Source organism: Streptomyces sp. NPDC047081 (assembly GCF_040643775.1).
GTDB lineage: Bacteria > Actinomycetota > Actinomycetes > Streptomycetales > Streptomycetaceae > Streptomyces.
On sequence record NZ_JBEYUY010000010.1, the window covers coordinates 20,858 to 38,627 of the forward strand.

At 72.9% G+C, this 17,770-nt stretch carries 18 protein-coding genes; 8 read left to right on the forward strand and 10 right to left on the reverse strand.

The window, feature by feature from the left end; all coding sequences use genetic code 11:
• Positions 1-119 precede the first annotated feature (119 nt).
• The 6 genes from ABZ848_RS20305 (at position 120) to ABZ848_RS20330 (ending at position 5,994) form a co-directional block, all read left to right on the forward strand.
• Complete coding sequence (locus ABZ848_RS20305) at positions 120-1,592, forward strand: aminotransferase class I/II-fold pyridoxal phosphate-dependent enzyme (protein WP_360833598.1); 1,473 nt, start codon at positions 120-122, stop codon at positions 1,590-1,592.
• 51 nt (positions 1,593-1,643) lie between these two features.
• The gene (locus tag ABZ848_RS20310; RefSeq protein ID WP_360833600.1) at positions 1,644-3,179 is read left to right on the forward strand and encodes an FAD-dependent oxidoreductase; all 1,536 of its coding nucleotides are present in this window, start codon (positions 1,644-1,646) and stop codon (positions 3,177-3,179) included.
• Positions 3,180-3,242: 63 nt separating this feature from the next.
• Positions 3,243-3,905, forward strand: a complete 663-nt coding sequence (locus tag ABZ848_RS20315; protein ID WP_360834124.1) for an HAD family hydrolase — start codon at positions 3,243-3,245, stop codon at positions 3,903-3,905.
• Positions 3,906-4,104: 199 nt separating this feature from the next.
• Positions 4,105-4,782: a HemK2/MTQ2 family protein methyltransferase gene (locus ABZ848_RS20320; protein ID WP_360833602.1), complete on the forward strand. Its 678-nt coding sequence runs from the start codon at positions 4,105-4,107 to the stop codon at positions 4,780-4,782.
• Positions 4,766-4,978 carry a CDGSH iron-sulfur domain-containing protein gene (locus ABZ848_RS20325; protein ID WP_360833604.1) on the forward strand — a complete coding sequence of 71 codons (213 nt, stop codon included), beginning with the start codon at positions 4,766-4,768 and terminating at the stop codon, positions 4,976-4,978. The genes ABZ848_RS20320 and ABZ848_RS20325 overlap by 17 nt, the downstream gene beginning before the upstream one ends.
• Positions 4,975-5,994: an iron-containing redox enzyme family protein gene (locus tag ABZ848_RS20330; protein WP_360833606.1), complete on the forward strand. Its 1,020-nt coding sequence runs from the start codon at positions 4,975-4,977 to the stop codon at positions 5,992-5,994. The genes ABZ848_RS20325 and ABZ848_RS20330 overlap by 4 nt, the downstream gene beginning before the upstream one ends.
• A 10-nt stretch (positions 5,995-6,004) precedes the next feature.
• Here the strand turns inward: ABZ848_RS20330 and ABZ848_RS20335 are convergent, their stop codons facing one another.
• Positions 6,005-6,709 carry an SDR family NAD(P)-dependent oxidoreductase gene (locus ABZ848_RS20335; RefSeq protein WP_360833608.1) on the reverse strand — a complete coding sequence of 235 codons (705 nt, stop codon included), beginning with the start codon at positions 6,707-6,709 and terminating at the stop codon, positions 6,005-6,007.
• A 149-nt stretch (positions 6,710-6,858) separates the two neighbouring features.
• Here ABZ848_RS20335 and ABZ848_RS20340 point away from each other — a divergent pair, with 149 nt between their 5' ends.
• Entirely contained in the window at positions 6,859-7,491 is a 633-nt protein-coding gene (locus ABZ848_RS20340) for a helix-turn-helix domain-containing protein (protein ID WP_360833610.1), read from the forward strand.
• A gap of 1 nt (position 7,492) precedes the next feature.
• On the opposite strand, the gene ABZ848_RS20345 is transcribed toward ABZ848_RS20340, so the two are convergent.
• Entirely contained in the window at positions 7,493-8,407 is a 915-nt protein-coding gene (locus ABZ848_RS20345) for an AraC family transcriptional regulator (RefSeq protein ID WP_360833612.1), read from the reverse strand.
• A gap of 99 nt (positions 8,408-8,506) precedes the next feature.
• Between ABZ848_RS20345 and ABZ848_RS20350 the strand changes: the two genes are divergently transcribed.
• Positions 8,507-9,517: an aldo/keto reductase gene (locus tag ABZ848_RS20350; protein ID WP_360833614.1), complete on the forward strand. Its 1,011-nt coding sequence runs from the start codon at positions 8,507-8,509 to the stop codon at positions 9,515-9,517.
• Between the two features lie 90 nt (positions 9,518-9,607).
• On the opposite strand, the gene ABZ848_RS20355 is transcribed toward ABZ848_RS20350, so the two are convergent.
• Genes ABZ848_RS20355 through ABZ848_RS20390 form a run of 8 tightly spaced genes read right to left on the reverse strand, consistent with a single transcriptional unit; the run spans position 9,608 to position 17,677 of the window.
• Positions 9,608-10,684 carry an MSMEG_0565 family glycosyltransferase gene (locus tag ABZ848_RS20355; RefSeq protein ID WP_360833616.1) on the reverse strand — a complete coding sequence of 359 codons (1,077 nt, stop codon included), beginning with the start codon at positions 10,682-10,684 and terminating at the stop codon, positions 9,608-9,610.
• Positions 10,681-11,517 carry a carbon-nitrogen hydrolase family protein gene (locus ABZ848_RS20360; protein ID WP_360833618.1) on the reverse strand — a complete coding sequence of 279 codons (837 nt, stop codon included), beginning with the start codon at positions 11,515-11,517 and terminating at the stop codon, positions 10,681-10,683. Before ABZ848_RS20360 ends, ABZ848_RS20355 begins: the two co-directional genes overlap by 4 nt.
• Positions 11,514-12,365, reverse strand: coding sequence for a carbon-nitrogen hydrolase family protein (locus ABZ848_RS20365; protein WP_360833620.1), 852 nt, complete (start codon positions 12,363-12,365; stop codon positions 11,514-11,516). The genes ABZ848_RS20360 and ABZ848_RS20365 overlap by 4 nt, the downstream gene beginning before the upstream one ends.
• Positions 12,362-13,867 carry an MSMEG_0567/sll0787 family protein gene (locus ABZ848_RS20370; RefSeq protein WP_360833622.1) on the reverse strand — a complete coding sequence of 502 codons (1,506 nt, stop codon included), beginning with the start codon at positions 13,865-13,867 and terminating at the stop codon, positions 12,362-12,364. Before ABZ848_RS20370 ends, ABZ848_RS20365 begins: the two co-directional genes overlap by 4 nt.
• A gap of 4 nt (positions 13,868-13,871) precedes the next feature.
• On the reverse strand, positions 13,872-14,957 hold the full coding sequence (locus ABZ848_RS20375) for an MSMEG_0568 family radical SAM protein (RefSeq protein WP_360833624.1): 1,086 nt from the start codon (positions 14,955-14,957) through the stop codon (positions 13,872-13,874).
• 10 nt (positions 14,958-14,967) lie between these two features.
• A complete protein-coding gene (locus ABZ848_RS20380) occupies positions 14,968-15,489 on the reverse strand; it encodes an MSMEG_0572/Sll0783 family nitrogen starvation response protein (protein WP_360833626.1) in 522 nt (173 codons plus the stop codon).
• A 39-nt stretch (positions 15,490-15,528) separates the two neighbouring features.
• Positions 15,529-16,344, reverse strand: a complete 816-nt coding sequence (locus ABZ848_RS20385; RefSeq protein WP_360833628.1) for an amidohydrolase family protein — start codon at positions 16,342-16,344, stop codon at positions 15,529-15,531.
• 16 nt (positions 16,345-16,360) lie between these two features.
• Positions 16,361-17,677 (reverse strand): MSMEG_0569 family flavin-dependent oxidoreductase, encoded by a 1,317-nt coding sequence (locus ABZ848_RS20390; RefSeq protein ID WP_360833630.1) that lies wholly within the window; start codon positions 17,675-17,677, stop codon positions 16,361-16,363.
• Positions 17,678-17,770 lie beyond the last annotated feature (93 nt).

Below are 17,770 nucleotides of genomic sequence, written 5' to 3' on the forward strand. Positions count from 1 at the left end.
TGCGGCGAGCCGGGCCAGTAGCCCTTCCGGGGGACGCCGTGGGCCGGGTACCCGGCGGCGGTCCGGCCACCCGGACCGGCCCCACGCATGCGCCGGGCCGTCGGGGGAACTCCGTGACCATGGCTCTCAACCACGACGAGGTGCCCGTACTGGACGCTCTCGCCCGCTACCGGGAGGCCGGTGAGCTGGGCTTCACGCCGCCCGGGCACAAGCAGGCGCGGGGCGCGGATCCACGGGCCCGGGCGGTTCTCGGTGACGCCGTGTTCCTGGGTGACGTCCTGGCGAACGGCGGCCTGGACGACCGTCTTTCGCGCGGCCGGGTGCTGGAGCGGGCCGAGGAGCTGATGGCCGACGCCGTGCACGCGGAGCACACCTTCTTCTCGACCTGTGGCAGTTCGCTGTCCGTCAAGGCGGCCATGCTGACCGTGACACGGCCCGGGCACCGGCTGCTGGTCGGGCGGGACGCGCACAAGTCGGTGGTGGCCGGTCTGATCCTGTCCGGGGTCGAGCCGGTGTGGGTCGAACCGGAGTGGGACGCCGGCCGCCATCTCGCCCATCCCCCGTCGGCCGCGGCCTACGAGAAGGCCTTCGGCGAGCACCCGGAGGCCGACGGCGCCCTCGTCACCAGTCCGACCCCGTACGGTTCGGCGGCCGACCTGGGCGGCATCGCCGAGGTCTGCCACCGCCGGGGCCGCCCGCTGATCGTGGACGAGGCCTGGGGAGCGCATCTGCCCTTCCACGACGGCCTGCCGTCCTGGGCCATGGACGCGGGTGCCGACGTCTGCGTGACCAGCATCCACAAGATGGGCAGCGGTCTGGAGCAGGGCTCCGTCTTCCATCTGCAGGGCGATCTCGTCGACCCGGCCGAGCTCTCCTCCCGCGCCGACCTGCTCGGCACCACCAGCCCCAACGTGCTGCTGTACGCCGGGATCGACGCCTGGCGCCGGCAGATGGTCCAGCACGGGCGCGAACTCATCGACCATGCACTGCAGTTGGCGTACCGCGTACGGGCCGGGATCGAGGAGATCGACGGTTTCCACGTCAACGACGCCGACGACTTCTGCGGTCCCGGGCTTGCCGCCGAGTTCGATCCCCTGCCGGTCGTCATGGACATCGGCGACCTGGGCACCACCGGTTACGCGGCCGCCGACTGGCTGCGCGAGCGGCACCACCTGGACATGCACCTGTTCGACCACCGCCGTATCAGCGCCCAGTTCACCCACGGCGACGACGAGGACACCGCGGCCCGGCTGCTGTCCGCGCTGCGCGATCTGGCCGGGCACGCGGACGAGTTGCGGGACGCGCCGCGGGTCGACGTGCCGTCTCCGGCCGAGCTGCGGATGGCGCAGGTCACTCTGCCGCGGGACGCGTACTTCGCCGACCACGCCGACGTGCCCGTGAAGGAGGCCGAGGGCCGGATCGCCGGCGAGATGATCACGCCGTATCCCCCGGGCATCCCGGCGGTCCTGCCCGGCGAACGGCTGACCGCGCCGGTGCTGCGTTATCTGACCTCGGGTGTCCGGGCCGGCATGAACCTTCCCGACGCGGCCGACAGCGGGCTCGACACGTTCCGCGTGGTGGCGAAGGACTGACCCGGGCGCAGGTCGTGCGTGTCGATCCGGCCTGGTGGGAACCCGGCGGTCATGAACAACGACCGGGACCTCGGGGGATCGTACTGGCTCGAGACGGCGCCGCCCGGCGTCCCCGCGCCACCGCCCGCCGGGGACGTGAGCGTGGACGTCGCGGTGGTCGGCGCCGGGATCGCCGGGCTCAGTACGGCGTGGGAGCTGGCCCGGCGCGGCCGTGAGGTGGCCGTGCTGGAGGCCGACCGGATCGCCGCCGGGGTCACCGGGCACACCACGGCCAAGCTCACCGCGCAGCACACCCTTATTTACGAGCGGCTGCGGCGCAGCCGTGGGGCCGAGGGCGCCCGGCTGTACGCCGAGTCGCAGTCGGCCGCGATCGCTCGCGCCGCCGAGATCGTCGCCGACCTCGGGATCGAGTGCGAGTGGGAGGAGGCCGCGGCCTTCACCTACGCCCGCGATCCCGGGCGGACCGCGGAGCTGCGGACGGAGGCGGACGCCGCACGGGAGGCGGGGCTTACGGCCGAGTTCGTCACGGAGACGGATCTCCCGTTCCCGGTCGCCGGGGCGGTCCGGGTGGAGGGGCAGGCCCAGTTCCATCCCCGTAAATATCTGCTCGCGCTCGCGGAGGATCTGCGCCGGCGCGGCGGGACCGTCTACGAGGGCACGCGGGTCACCGGCCTCACCGAGTCCGAGCCGTGCGTGCTGTCCACGGACACCGGTGTGTCGGTGCGTGCGGGAGTGGTGGTGATCGCCACGCACTATCCCGTCTTCGACCGCGCGCTGCTCTTCACCCGTCTCTCGCCGCGCCGGGAGCTGGTCGTGGCGGGCACGATCGACGCCGACCGGGCGCCGCGCGGCATGTACATCACGCCCGAGCACTCCACCCGGTCCGTGCGCAGCGCGCCGTACGGCGACGGGAAGCGGCTGCTGATCGTCACCGGTGAGCACTTCACGCCCGGCACCGCCGACGTCGAAAAACGGTTCGACCGGCTTGCCGCCTGGGCCGACGAGCACTTCGCGGGGCTGACGCGCACCCACCGCTGGGCCACGCAGGACAACGACTCCACCGACTCCGTTCCCCTCGTCGGCGCGCTGCACCCCGGCAGCCGGCACACCTATGTGGCCACCGGCTTCGGCGGCTGGGGGCTGAGCGGCGGCATCATGGCGGGCCGGCTGATCAGCGACCTCGTCGAGGGCCGCGAGGTGGAGTGGGCGGGTCTGTACGATCCGCGCCGGGTCGGGTCCGTGCTGCGCGAGGGGACGTCGTTCCTCAAGCACCAGGCCCAGGTGGCCCGGCACTTCGTCGGTGACCGGCTGCCGGCCGTGACCCCGCCCGCGCCGGAGGACATCCAGCCGGGCGACGGTGCCGTGATCCGTCTGGGCGGGCACCGGTGCGCCGTGCACCGCGACGAGAGCGGGCAGTTGCGGGCGGTCTCCGCGCAGTGCACCCACCTGGGCTGTGTCGTCGCCTTCAACCGCGCCGAGCAGGCCTGGGAGTGCCCGTGCCACGGCTCGCGGTTCGCCCCCGACGGCCGGATCCTCCAGGGGCCCGCCGTACGGCCGCTGGAGAAGCGGGACATCCAGGCGCCGTGAGTCATCGCACCGTACGGAAGGAGTCTCGTCATGCCTGATGCGGGTGGCCGTGCGCACGACGGCCTGAACCGGGCAGCCGTGTTCGACGTGGACGGAACCCTCGTCGACACGAATCATCTGCACGTGGTGACCTGGTGGGAGGCGTTCCGCCGGGCCGGGCACGACGTGCCCACACATGCCATCCACCGGGCGGTCGGACTCGGCTCGGAGGATCTGATCGACCATCTGCTCGGCGACAAGGCGGATCTGTCCGCCGATGACGTCGAAGAGCTCAGCACCGCCCACAAGGTGCTGTACGGCCAGTACTTCGAGCGGCTGGTGCCGCTGCCCGGCGCGGGAACCCTGTTGCGCCGGCTGGCCGACGACGGCTGGACGGTGGTCCTGGCCACGTCGGCGAGCGGCGACGAACTCTCCGCGCTGCGGCGGGCGATCGACGCCGACGAGGCCATCAAGGCGACCGCCAGCGCCGATGACGTCGAGGAGGGAAAACCGGCCCCTGAGCCCGTCGAGCGGGCGCTGGAGCTGGCCGGGGTGCCGGCCGAGCGTGCCGTGTTCGTCGGCGACACCGTGTGGGACATGCGCGCGGGCAGCCGGGCCGGGGTGCGGTGCGTGGCACTGCTGTGCGGCGGCATTCCCCGCGCGGACCTCGAAGAGGCGGGCGCCGACGCCGTCTTCGCCGACCCCGCCGACCTCCTCGCCTCGCTGTCCCGGAGCCCCTTTTCGTGACCGGCGACCCCGGTCGGGCTACGTCATGGACGGTCGTTACGTGTGCTGCCTGGGGGTACCCGTGTGACACCGCCGGTTCCTCTTCCGGCCCTCCCCCAGCCGCCGATTCCCCCCTCGGAGCACCCGTGATCGACCACTCCCCTCAAGCCCTCCGACACCGGGCCGCCGTCGCGGGCACCGGCCCGGCCGTGGCGCCGTCATGACGACCGAATCCCTCGCCGCCGCGCCCCCGCTGCGTTTCTGGGCGCCTCCCGGGGTCTACGCCCCGCAGACCGACACCCGGCTGCTGCGCCGGGCGATGCTCCGGGAGGAGCTCCGCCGCGGTGCGGACGTGCTGGACCTCGGGACCGGAAGCGGTGCGCTGGCGGTGGAGGCGGCCCGGCTGGGCGGCCGGGTGACCGCCGTGGACATCTCCTGGCGGGCGCTGGCCGCGACCTGGTGCAACGCCCGGCTGAACGGGCAGTCCGTGCGGGTGCGCCACGGTGATCTGGCATCCGCCGTGCCGGGCCGCCGGTTCGACCTGGTCGTCACCAATCCGCCGTACGTGCCCGCGCCGGGCACCGCTCCGCCCCGCGGCAGCGCCCGCGCCTGGGACGCCGGGCCGGACGGGCGCCTGCTGATCGACCGGATCTGCGCGACCGCGCCCGTGGTGCTGCGGCCGACCGGGGCTCTGCTGATCGTGCACTCGCACCTGAGCGGCGTCGAGGAGACACTGGCCCGCCTCGGGGCGGGCGGGCTGCGGGCGGAGGTCGTGGACCGGGCCCGGCTGCCCTTCGGGCGTGTGCTGCGCTCCCGGCTCGCGTGGCTGCGCGAGCGCGGCCTGGCCGCCGACCGTACGACGGAGGAGCTGGTGGTGATCCATGCCGAACACACCTGAACGCCCCCGCCGCATCCGCGTCCAGCGCGACGGCCCCCTCCTCGTCGAGGGGCCGGTCGAAGTCGTGGGCGAGGACGGCGAGGTAACCGTCTCGAACCGCTTCACGGTGGCCGTGTGCACATGCCGCCGCAGCCGTCTGCTGCCCTGGTGCGACACCAGCCACCGCCGCCGTACGAAACGAGGCGACACCGCATGACAGGCCTCCGCTCCCGACGCGACACCCGGCCACCCGCCCTGCCCGAGCCGCGCGGCCCGCTCTCGGCCCTGGTGACCGGGGCCCTGCGCGGCGCGCCGCTGCGGCCCTCCCCGCCCGCCCCCGACGCCTACGGCGAGGACCTCCAGCTCGCCCTGTACGTCCTCTACGAACTGCACTACCAGGGCTTCGAGGGCGTACCGGACGACTGCGAATGGGATCCCGAACTCTTCGCCCTGCGCGCCGCGTTGGAGGACCGCTTCCTGAGCGCGCTGCGCGCGGACGTGCCGGTCAGGGCGGGCGACACCGCCGAGCGGGTGCTGGACGAACTCCAGCTCGAACCGGTCGGTGACGACGGCGGCCTCTCGCACTTCCTGCGCGCACACGGCACCCTCGGACACTTCCGTGAGTACGCGGCGTTGCGCTCGCTCTACCACCTCAAGGAGGCCGACCCGCACGCCTGGGTGATCCCCAGGCTGCGGGGACGGGCCAAGGCCGGCATGGTCGCCGTGGAGTTCGACGAGTTCGGCGCGGGCCGCGCCGACGAGATCCACGCGGAGCTGTTCGCCGACCTCATGGCCGACCTCGGTCTCGACACCTCGTACGGCCATTACCTCGACGAGGCACCCGCCGAGGCGCTGGCCGTCGTGAACCTGATGTCCCTGTTCGGCCTGCACCGCTCCCTGCGCGGCGCGCTGGTCGGGCACTTCACGGCCGTCGAGGTGACCTCGTCCCCGGCCTCCCGCCGCCTCGCCGAGGGGCTGCGCCGGGTGGGGGCGGGCCCGGCGGCCGTCCGCTTCTACACCGAGCACGTGGAAGCGGACGCGGTGCACGAACAGGTCGTACGGCACGAGGTCGTCGGCGGGCTGCTGGCCGACGAGCCCTCGCTGGACGCCGACGTGGTGTTCGGGATCCGGGCGACCGGGCACCTGGAGGACCGGCTGGCGACCCGGCTCCTGGCGGCGTGGCGGGAGGGGGCCTCCGCGTTGCGCACGGCCGCGGTCGTTCAGGGCGCTTGAGCGAACCTGCTCAGGCGGGCCGGGGGTACAGGCGCTCCGCGCCGTCGCGCTCGGTGTACATCTCCCAGTACAGCGCGGCGAGTTCGTCGGGGTCGACGACCGGGAAGCCGTCGAGGCCGAGTTCGGCCGCCTTCTCGCTGCCCTCACTGCGGGCGATCATGGCGCCGACGGAGAGGGTGCCCGCGTAGATGCCGGCCTCCGCCAGTTCGGCGTTGAGGGAGTACACGTAGTTGCGGGCGGCGGCCATGACCGGGCCCACGCCGCTGAGGTGGGCCACCGGCGTCACGGCGGTGGCGCCGGTGGTCATCAGGAAGCCGCCGTCGCCGCGCTCGGTCCACTCGGGCAGGACGGCGCGGGCCACCTCGACGGGGGTGAGCAGGAGCAGCGGGATCAGCCCTTCGAGGGTGGCCGCGTCCAGCCGGGCGGCCGGCGTGAAGCCCTGGTCGCCGCCGATGGGCCCGTACTCGACCACGTCGATCCGGCCGAAGCGCTCGCGGACGGCCGCGACCAGCGCCGGGACCTCGGCCGGCCGCTGCAGATCGGCGGGGAAACCGGCCGTCTCGATGCCTTCGGCGGTGAGTTCCTCGACCAGCGCGTCCAGGCGCTCCTTGCGGCGCGCCACCAGGGCGACACGGAAGCCTTCGCGCCCGAAACGGCGGGCCACGGCGAGCCCGAGGCCGGTACCGGCTCCGAAGACGGCGATCACTTTGGACATGGGGATGCTCCTTCACGGACACACATCTTGACCCACTGGTCAACTTACTTCGAGACCGTAACATGGAACTTGACCCGGCGGTCAAGTTGCCGTGCGGGAAAGGATGCGACCATGGGGGACGCCGTACCAGGAGCGGGAGGAACGACCGGATGCGGGCCGACGCGCAACGAAACGCGGAGAAGCTGCGGGCAGCCGCCGCCGAGCTGTTCCAGGAGCGCGGGCTGCAGGTGCCGCTGAAGGAGATCGCACGGCGGGCCGGCGTGAGCCACGGCACGCTCTACAACCTCTTCGGCACCCGCGAGGCGCTCATCGACGAGGTGGTGACCGACCTGGCGGCGGAGCGCCTGGACGCGATCGCCCAGCGGGCGCTGGCCTTCGAGGACGCCTGGGACGGGTTCGCGTACTACATCGAGAAGATCTGCGAGCTGCAGGCCACCGATCCGGCCGTGGCCGACGTGGTCGGCGGCCGGTACCCGGGCGCCGAGCGCCTGATGACGGTGTGCGGCCGCACCCTGGCCACGGTGGAGCGGATCGTCGAGCGCGCCCGCGAGGCCGGCACGCTCCGCCCCGACTTCACCAGCGCGGACCTCGTGCTCATCCTCGGCGCCAACGCGAACCTGGCCCGCGCCGCCGCCGAGTCGGCCCCGCACGTGTGGCGCCGCGCCGTCGCCTTCCAGCTCGACGGCCTGCGCACCGAGGCCGCGCGCCGACCGCTGCCGGTCGGGCCTTTGACGCCGGAACAGGTCTACGCGGTGTCGGGAAGCCTCACCAGAAAGCCGTAGCTCAGGGCTTCGCGCCCGACCCGTCGAGCAGCACGGGCACCTGGCGGGCCTCGGCGAGGCGGGCACGCAGGCGTTGGGCGTCCTGGCCGGGCGGCAGGCCGTACTCGCGGCGGTACTCGCGGTTGAACTGGGTGGCGCTGACGTAGCCGACCGCCTGGGCGACCTGGGCCGCCGTCACATCGCCGGCGAACAGGCGCCGTCGCGCCTCCTGGAGGCGCAGGTGCTTCTGGAACCTCAGCGGGCTCATGCCGGTGGCCGTCTTGAAGTGCCGGTGCAGGGTGGCCGGGCTCATGCGGGCCACCTCGGCGATCTCGTCGATGCCGAGGGGCTCGGTGTAGTGGTCGCAGATCCAGCGGGCCACCCGGCGGATCCGGGAGGCCGCCGAGTCGGCCAGCGACCACTGGCGCAGCACGGGCCCGAGCGGGCTGCGCAGCAGCCGGTAGAGGATCTCGCTCTCGACGCGCGGCGCCAGCGGGCGGATGTCCTCCGGGTTGTCGAGGAGGCCGACCCAGCGGGTGACCGCGTCGACCAGTTCCGGCGCCATGGGCGCGGTCACGGCCGCGGTGACGGCGGGTGGCGGCGGCGATCCGGCCTCGTCGAGTTCCATCTGTACGGCGGCCAGCTCCCGGCTGTCCAGGCGCATGACCGCGGCGCGGTAGGGCACCTTCTCGAAGGCTGCGGTGACCGGCAGGTCGAGGGTGATCAGCGCCATCTCGCCACGCGGGGTGACCCAGGTGCGGTCCCCCGCCGCGGTGCGCTTGGCGCCGTCGGCGATGAAGCAGATCATCGGCTCGTACCTCACCTGCATCGGCTCGATGAGCTCGTCGAGCGAGACCAGCGAGAGCCTGGGCACGGCGGTCTCGGACCACCGCCCGTCACAGTGCCGCTCGACGGCACGGGCCAGCGGGTCCAGCATCAGAGGCGCCCTTCACACAAAGCCGATTGAGAGGATTGGGCAATCCTATGCGATCGGTGCCCCATGACCTCCGGGCGCCGCGTTCCTAGCGTTGACGGCATGACACAGCACGACACGAAACTCCCGCACCGCACACTCGGCACCCAGGGTCTGGAGGTCGGCGCCATCGGTCTGGGCACCATGGGCATGACCATGGCCTACGGCGCCGGCGACGAGCAGGGCGGCGTCGCCACCATCCACCGCGCCCACGAACTCGGCGTCACCCTCTTCGACACGGCCGAGCTGTACGGCATGGGCACCGGCAGCAACGAGCAGCTGCTCGGCCGGGCCGTGAAGGGCTTCCGCGACGAGGTCACGCTCGCCACCAAGTTCGGCTTCGACCTGAGCGATCCGAGCAAGGTCGGCGCGGCCTTCGACAGCCGACCCGAGCACATCCGCGAGGTCACCGAGAACAGCCTCCGCCATCTCGGCACCGACCACATCGACGTGCTCTACCAGCACCGCGTCGACCCGGACGTCCCGATCGAGGACGTGGCCGGGACGGTCGGCGAGCTGATCGCCGAAGGCAAGGTGCGCTACTTCGGCCTCAGCGAGGCGGGCCCCGACATCATCCGCCGCGCCCACGCCGTCCACCCGGTGTCCGTCCTGCAGACCGAGTACTCGGTGTTCGAACGGGCCGTGGAGGCGGACGTCCTGCCGGTCGTACGGGAGTTGGGCATCGGCTTCGTGCCGTACTCGCCGCTCGGCCGCGGCTTCCTCACCGGCACCGTGAAGCCGGCCGCCGATTACCCCGCGGACGACATGCGCAGCTTCGACGAGCGCTGGCAGCCCGGGAACTACGAGCGGAACCTCGCCGCCATCGAGGCGCTGACCGCCCTGGCGCGGAGCAAGGGCATCGCGGTCACCCAGCTCGCCCTCGCCTGGCTGCTGGCCCAGGGCGAGGACATCGTCCCCATCCCGGGCACCCGCAGCCCGCGCCGCCTGGAGGAGAACGCCGCCGCGGCGCACGTGACCCTCACCGCTCAGGACCTGGCCCGCATCCAGGAGATCCTCCCCCACGGCGCGGCCGGCGCCCGCTACCCGGCGAGCATGATGCCCACCTGGCATTGACTCGTCACCTGACTCGCCAAGCGCCGCCTGGACGATCGACTGTGACGTCCACCGGATCGAGCCCGCCGATCCCCACCGCCTCGCGGATCCTCAGCGCAGGGAGCGGTACAGGGCCAGGTGGCGACGGGCCGCCTCGGTCCAGGTGTGGGCGGCGGCCAGCTCCCGTCCGGCCGCCCGTCCGGCCGGCTCGTCGGCGGTGAGGGCGTGGCCGAGCGCGTTGGCCAGCTGCGCGGGCGTGGCGGCGAAGCGGGCTGCCGGGCCGAAGACCTCGCGCAGGACGGGCAGGTCACGTACGACCAGGGGGACGCCCGCGGCCAGGGCCTCCATGGCGGCAAGGCCGAAGCCCTCCTTGAGCGAGGGAAAGGCGAACGCGTCGGCGGCGGCGACCAGGGCGGGCAGCTCATGGTCGGGTACCGGGCCCAACACCACTGGCTGCACGTCGAGTTCGCTCGCCCGCCGCTCCCAGCGGGCACGGTAGTCGCGATAGTCGAAGAGGGTCTCGCCGCCCGCGATCACCAGCCGTACGTCGGGGTGATCGGCGCGCAGCAGCGCGTACGCCTCCAGCAGGTCCAGGGAGCCCTTGCGGGGTTCGATGCCGCCGACGGTCAGGACGTACCGGCCCAGACGGGAGCGCCAACTCGCCCTCGCCGTCGGATCGGTGACGGCGAACCGGTCGTACGCCACCCCGTTGGCGATCACCTCCGCCGACAGGCCCCAGCCCGCCCGGAGTTCCTCCGCCACAGCCGTCGACACGCAGATGTGCGCGTACGGCTCGACGATGGCCCGCTCGTGGCAGGCCGCGAGCTCGGGAGTCGTGAAGTGGTCGATGTGGTGGACGGTGCGGACGCAGCGGCCGACGGCGTTGGCACTGATGCAGTCCTGAGCGTGGACGATGTCGTACGGGGCGGGGTCGAAGGCCTCGCGGAGGGTGGCGATGGAGCGCAGCACCCGCTCGCCCACCGTCTCACCGGCGGGCCCGTCGGCGAACGGCACGATCCGCAGCCGTACCGCCGGGGAGACCGGCCGGAAGAAGCCCGTGTCGCCGCCCCGGCCCAGCGTCCACACCGTGACGTCCTCGCCGAGCGCCGCGAGGGCCTCCGCGAGCGCGAGGGTGTGGACGACCCCGCCGCGCGGCTTGGTGGAGTAGCTGAGCAGGGCGATCTTCACGTCCGGGCCTCCCGGTAGGCGGTGGGGCGGCGTTCGTCGAGGTGGCGCAGGACGCGGCGGGCCCGGTCGGTCTCGGCGGCGACGTCGAGCTCGGCGACGGCGAGGCCCGCCTTGGACCAGGTGCGGGCGAGGACGTCGCCGCCGGGGCCGACCACCTTGGCCTGGCCGAGGAAGCGCATGCCGCCCATGGCGCCGGTCTGGTTGGAGGAGGCGAGGACGACCTGGTTCTCGGCGGCGCGGGCCTGGTCGTAGAGGTCGAAGAGCTTGGCCTGGCGGTCCTGGGCCATGCGCGGGGCCCGGTTGGTGATGGACGTGGGCCAGGCGGACAGGCAGGCGAGGATCTCGGCGCCGTCCAGGGCGAGGGAGCGGGCGGACTCCGGGAAGGTCTTGTCGTAGTCGATGAGCATGCCGAGGCGGCCGACCGGTGTGTCGAAGGCGTCGAAGCGGTCGCCGGGGGCGTAGGCGGCGACCTCGCCGGCCGGGAGGTGGACCTTGCGGTGGCGACCGAGGACGCCGTCGCCGCTGACACAGACGGCGGCGTTGAAACGCTCGTCCCCCGCGTCCTCGCAGTAGCCGACGCAGACCACCATCTCGGCGGCCAGTCGGGCCACTTGGAGGATCAGCGGGTCGTCGGGCTTGAGGGCCGGGGGCAGCGCCTCGGGGTCGGGATGGCGCAGGTCGGCGAGGTATCCGCCGAGGGCCGCGTCGGGCAGCACGAGCAGCCCGGCCCCGGCGGCACGTGCGTCGTCGATCAGTTTGGCGATGCGGGCGAGGTCGAACTCCAGGTCGCGGCCGAAGTGGGCGGCCGCGGCCGCGATCCGGATCGTGCTCATGCGCTGACTGCTCCTGCGTGTGTATAGGTCTCGGGCCGCCGGTCGCGCAGATGCCCCATCGACCGGCGTGCGGTCTCCAGAGCCTGGACGACGTCGAGTTCGGCGACGGCGATGCCTGCCGCCACTCCCGTGCCGGCGAGGATCTCGCCGCCGGGGTCGACGACCTTGGCACTGCCGACGAAGCGTAGCGACCCGAAGGTCCCCGCCTGGTTGGCCGACAGCCACACGATCTGGTTCTCCAGCGCGCGGGCCCGGTCGAAGAGGTCGAAGCGGCGCTTCCAGCGGTCCTCTTCGAGGTCGGCGGTCGCGTTGGTGCGCGCACCCGGCCACGCCGACACGCACACCCCGATCTGCGCCCCGTCCAGCGCCAGCGCCCGGGCGGATTCCGGGAACGCCTTGTCGTAGCAGATCATCATCCCGATCCGGCCGACCGGCGTGTCGAAGGCGTGGAAGCGGTCGCCGGAGGCGTAGGACGCGTCCTCGCTCAGGGGCTGGTGGACCTTGCGGTGGTTGCCGAGGACACCGTCACCGCTGACGCAGACGACGCTGTTGTAGCGGCGGCCGTCCCGATCCGCCTCGCAGTAGCCGGCGACGACGGTCATCTCCCGGGCCAGGGTGGCCAGTCGGCGGATCTCGGGGCCGTCGAGGGCGAGGGCGGGCGGGCCTTCGTCGAGTTCGGCGGAGTCGTCGAGGCTGAGCAGGTATCCGCCCAGGCACGCTTCCGGGAGAGCGAGCAGTCGTACGTCCTGTTCCCGGGCCTCCTTGACCAGCCGTTCGGCGATCGCGAAGTCCTCTTCGAGGTCGCGGCCGAATTCGGCGGCGACGGCGGCCATGCGCAGGGTGCTCATGCGGGTCCCATCCCGGTCACGGTGGAGGTGACCGCTTCGGTGATCTCTCCGTCGGGCCAGCGCAGCCCGACGCCTGCTCCTGCCGTGAGTTCGCCGCAAACGGCGCCCGTGGCGGGCCCGGCGGGCAGCGGCGGGGCGTCCGGCGCGTCGGCGGTGAGCATGGCCCAGCCGGGGAAGCAGGTCAGCCAGTCGCCGACGGTGGCTTCGGCGGCCGGTCGCGGTACGGCGGCCACGTCCAGCAGCGCCCGGCAGCCGCTCGCCTCGGCGAGCATGCCGAGGGTGCCGGCGATCCCGGCCATCGACACGTCCTTGGCCGCGGCGGGCCGGGCGGCGGCCACCGCGCCGGTCATGGCGCGCAGTTCGTCCGTACGGCGATGGGTCGTCGAGTCCCACTGACGGCCCCGGTACCCCGGTCGCCAGCCGCCGCCGAGGTCGGCCGTCAGCCGTACGGCGTGGCCCGGCCGCCCGCCACCGCCCGGCACCGGGTGCGCGGCCCGGCCGAGCGCGATCACCGACAGGGCCGCGGGGACACCGAGCTGGGTGTGCCCGCCGAGGACCGGAACGGCGTACGCCCGTGCCGCGCGGGCCAGTCCGTCCAGCACCCGGGCCGCGTGCCCGGCGTCCCTGGCGCCGAGGGCGTCGAGCAGGCCGAGCGGTGCGGCGCCCATCGCCGCGAGGTCGTTGACATTGACGAGGACGGAGCACCAGCCCGCCCATTCCGGGTCGCGTTCGACCATCGAGGGCACGATCGCGTCGCACGCGGCGATCACGTCGGTGCCGGGGACAGGGGTGCCGTCGTCGCCGACGAACCCCGCGCCGCCGAGGGCGGCCCCCGACGCGCTGCCCGGAGCCCCGCCGACCGGGTCCGGGGCGGCATCGCGGACCGCCGGTTCGAGGAGCCCGGAGAGCAGCGGGCCCAGGGCGGATTTCGTCAGGGCCGTCTGCGCCGCGATGCGGCCGATGGGCCAGCGCATCAGCATGTGCGGTGTGTTCGCCACCTCGGTCGGCCGCACGGATCGCCAGCCCAGCCGCCGGAACAGGGACTCGTTGCGCGCCTGGACGGTCGCGTCGAAGCGCAGTACGCCCTCCGCCTCCGCCCGGGCGCACGCCGCTCGCACCAGCGCCGCCCCGATGCCCCTGGGGCCACGGGCGCCCGGCGTGACGACGAGTCGGCCGCCCGCCCACCAGCCGAGGTCGGGGCCGTCGGCGACCGGCCCCAGCCGTACCCCGCCGAGGACCGTGCCGTCGGCGTCCTTGGCGACCAGCACCACCGTGCGCGGATCGTCGTCCCGGTCGTCCAGGTCGTGGCGGTGGAAGAGGCCCTGCTCGTGGACGAAGACGTTCCGGCGCAGCCGCCGGTAAGCGGCCGATTCGCCCTGCCCGGCGGCCTCTTCGACGTGGAAGGAGGTCTGGCGTGCGAGGGTGCTGCGGTCGCCCAGCAGAGCCAGGATGTCCTGCGGCCTCTCGGTCGCCGCCGGTGTCGGGGATCCGTCGAGGAGCACGCCCTCACCCGCCTGCGGTCGGCAGTACGCTGCACGCCCCGCAGGCCGCGCACCCCGCCTTCTGGTCGGCGCCGCGCATCCCGGCGGCACGCAGCCTGACGGCGACTCCTTCGGTGACGTGGCGCAGCAGCTCGGCGCTGGGTGCGGTGATTCCGTCGCGGGCGGCGAGGGTGCCGCGCATCGGCCGGAAGGGGACGACGAAGGGATACACGCCCCGGTCTATCAACGCACCTGCCCCCGCGATGAGTTCGTCGGGATCCTCGCCGAGGCCGACCAGGAGATAGGTGGAGACGCGGTTCGGCCCGAAGACCCGTACCGCTTCGTCCCACGCGGCCTCGTACTCGGCCAGCGGGACGGACGACTTCCCCGGCATCCAGCGCCGCCGCACCTCGTCGTCGAGGGACTCCACATGGATGCCGATCGCGGTCGCCCCGGCGTCGTGCAGGGCGCGGATCCAGGCGAGATCACCCGGTGGTTCGCACTGCACCTGGATCGGCAGACCGGGTACGGCCTTCAGGACGGCCCGCACGGAGCGGACCAGGCTGCGGGCGCCGCGGTCGGGGCCGGTGGTGGTGCCGGTGGTCATCACCATCTGCTTGACGCCGTCGAGTCGTACGGCCGCCTCGGCGACTTCGGCGAGCTGCGCCGGGGTCTTGGCGGCCACCGTGGCGCCGGAGCGCAGGGACTCCTCGATGGTGCAGAAGCGGCAGCGGTCGGACTCGGCGTAGCGGATGCAGGTCTGGACGACGGTGGTGGCCAGGACGTCGGCGCCGTGCAGCCGGGCGATGTGCTCGTAGGGGACGCCGTCGGCGGTCGTGAGGTCGTAGAACCTGGGACGCTGTACGGCGGTCAGGGTGAGGCCGGTGTCGTCCTCACCGAGCCAGACCCGGCCGTCGCGCACGCGGTACGGGCTCTGGGGGTTGATGGGCAGGGCCGCGTTGGCACCGCCCACGAGCACGTGGCCGTCGTCGCTGGGTCCCGCACCGTCGGGACGCCGCACGGGAGCGTCCGACGCGACCCCGCGCAGGGCGAGTTCGGCACGGGTCATGATGCGGACGTCCACGGTTGTCGATCCGGTGCCAACGCTCATGGCCGGCCCCTTACAGCTGGTACGTGGAGTTGATGATGGCGCCCTTGCGCGCGTAGTGGATCAGCGCGTCCTGGACGTCGAGGGGGTGGGTGGGGATGACGCCCTCGATGAGGTCCTCCTCGCGGGCGCCGTGCAGGGACAGGCCGAAGCGGCAGCAGTAGACCTTGCCGCCCTCGGCGATGAACGTCTTGAGCTGGTTGTTGATGTTGTGCTCGCCCGGGAAGGCGGAGTTGCCGGTGGTCGGGAAGCCGCGGGTGGCCAGGCAGTTGAGGGAGCCGGGACCGTAGAAGTAGATGGCGGTCTCGAAGCCCTTGCGCAGGGCGCGGGTCGCCTGCAGGACGGCGACGAAGGACACCGAGGACTCGTGGGCGATGCCGTGGACCAGGGTGAAGTAGGTCTCGCCGTTCTCGGCCTGGTAGTCGGGGAAGACCTTGGTGGAGCCGTAGATGCTGGAGCCCTCGGGCAGGGAGGGGTGCGGGATCTCGTCGAGGGACTTCTGCTCGACATCGCTGAGCTGGGCGGTTTCGGACATGGCTGTCTCCTTGTGGGTGCGGAAGGGGGACGGGATCGGTCAGTCGTAGAGCGTGGCGAAGGTGTCCCGGAAGACGAGGTCGCCCAGGGCGCCGCCGCCGGTCGCCGCGGCGAGCCGGGCGTACTCGCCCGCGAAGTCGCCCCACGGCTGGTCGCTGGCGAAGAGCACCCGGTCGTGGCCGATGCCGCGGTGCTCGATCTCCTGGGCCAGCCAGCGGGGAGTGAAGCCGATGGCCCAGGAGAGGTCGGTGTAGACGCGCTTGCCGGCCGTGATCCAGTCGAAGAACCGGGAGCCGGCGAGTTTGATGTGGCCGCTCATCCCACCGCCGAAGTGCACGAGGTGGACGGGCACTTGGTCGGCGTACCGGTCGACGAGGTGTCCGACCTCGTCGATGTCGGATGCGGCGCCGGGAGAGGTGTGCACGTGGACGACGAGGCCGTGCCGCGCGGCGGTGGCGAAGACACGGTCCAGCTGGGGGCGGCAGGCCGGGTCCGTGGGGCGGCCGCCGAGCAGGAAGCTCAGCTTGAGGGCCCGCACGCCCCGCTCCCCGGCCAACGCCAGTGCCTGGTCGGTGCGTCGGTCGTCCTCCGGGCGCGGCGAGACCCACAGGCCGGCGCGGATCCGGTCGTCGCTCTGCGCGGCCTCGATCGCCAGCTCGTTGAAGGAGAAGGCGATCGCCGGGTCGGGGACGCCGTAGTTGGGGATGACCAGGGCGCGTTCGGTGCCCTCCGCGTCCAGGTCGGCCAGGAGCTGCTTGACGGTGGCGCGGGCGGTGGTGTCGGGGTTGACGGGTGGACCGCCGTAGAAGGGGAAGGCGGGCAGGACACCGATGTGGCGGTGTGCGTCGAAGACCATGACGGGGTACGGCCCTTCACCCGATGGGGAGTGCGGACGTGACGGCGGTGGGAGCACCGGTCAGGGCTCCGCACACGTCGGCCATACGGCGGCCCGCGTCGATGTGGTCGGCGAGGAACTCGGCGTCCCGGCCCACCGCCTCGAACCGGCCCGAGCCCCAGGTGTGCTGCCAGGGCAGGCCCAGGAAGTACAGGCCGGGCACGCTGGAGACGCCCCGCCAGTGCATCGGGTAGCCACGCCCGTCGAAGGCCGGGATCTCGATCCAGCGGTGGTCACGGGTGAAGCCGGTCGCCCAGATGACGGAGGTGACACCGGCCGCCGCGAGGTCCAACTCGCCCGCCTGTCCGTCCGGTTCCCAGACCGGTACGTATCGCGCCTCCTCGGGTGCCTCGATGCCGCCTGCCTCGATGTGCGCGTCGATCGCGTCCTTGATGCCCTCGGCCACCGCGTCCGCGCGGTCGAGGTTCACCTTCAGGTCGTCCGCGAACTCCAGCCGCTCGTGGCCGACTTCGGTCAGACGGCCGTACAGGCGCATCCCGTCGCGGGCGAAGGCGCGCAGATCGATGTCGCGGCCTCCGTCCCGTCCGGTGACGTAGTGGTTGACCCGCAGGCGCACCGCGTCGGCGTCGTCGAACACGTCGATGCTCTTGGTGTAGTGGCCCATCTCGTCCAGCCAGGCCACGCAGTCCCGGCCGCGGTAGAAGCGGGCGACCCGGGGTGCGCTGCCGACCGCGAGGTGCACCTGCCGCCCGGCCAGGTGGAGGTCCTCGGCTATCTGGCAGCCGGACTGCCCGGTGCCCACCACGAGGACGGCACCGTCCGGGAGTTGGTCCGGGTTGCGGTACTCGGAGGAGTGGAACTGGGCGACCGCGGCGGGCAGCCGCTCGGCGGCCCTCGGGATCCTCGGCCGGTGGTAGGGGCCGGTCGCGACGACCACCTGGTCGGCGGTGAACTCCCCCGCCGTGGTGGCGACCTCGAAGACGCCGGCCGGCGAGCGGCGCAGCCGGGTCACGGACACGCCTTCCACCAGTGGGGGTCGGAAGGCGGCGACGTACTCCTCCAGGTAGCGCACGATCTCGTCGCGGACCATGAAGCCGTCCGGGTCACTGCCGGCGTAGGGGTGACCCGGCAGTCTGCACTGCCAGTTCGGCGTCACCAGGCAGAAGGAGTCCCAGCGGCGCTCCCGCCACTCGTGTCCCACCCGGTTCGCCTCGACGACCACATGACCGATGCCGCGTTCGCGCAGACCGTGACTGACCGACAGTCCCGCCTGGCCGCCGCCGATCACGGCCACGGTGTGGTGAGTCCCCGCGAGCCGCGGTGCCGAAGTCATCAGGCCCTCCGGGTCGAACCGTCGGGGCGGCGCACGTCGAAATACATTTCGGACATGACATCCTCCATGCCTGGCGCCGAGGTCTTGCACCTC